This is a genomic window from Streptomyces glaucescens (assembly GCF_002154375.1).
Classification (GTDB): domain Bacteria; phylum Actinomycetota; class Actinomycetes; order Streptomycetales; family Streptomycetaceae; genus Streptomyces; species Streptomyces glaucescens.
Genome location: NZ_MUND01000973.1, coordinates 1 through 219, shown reverse-complemented (window position 1 = coordinate 219; position 219 = coordinate 1). Strand labels below are relative to the sequence as shown.

General features: G+C 66.7%; 1 protein-coding gene. It reads left to right on the top strand.

From position 1 onward, the window contains the following. Window positions 1-219, top strand: a 219-nt coding sequence (locus CCN42_RS45425) for a lytic polysaccharide monooxygenase (protein WP_245877688.1), incomplete at both ends; no start/stop codon positions are given.

The window sequence follows — 219 nt, the reverse complement described above, 5'->3', positions numbered from 1 at the left end:
ACGACGAGGCCCGGCACGGCGCGGACTGGCTCGAGGTCTACGTCACCAAGCAGGGCTTCAACCCGGAGTACGAGCTGATCGGGTGGGACGACCTCGAGCTGGTGAAGAGGACCGGCCGCTACCCCTACCAGGCGCACTACGTCACGGACGTCAGTACGTCGGGCTACAGCGGGCGGCACGTCGTGGTGACGGTCTGGAAGGCGTCGCACATGGACCAGA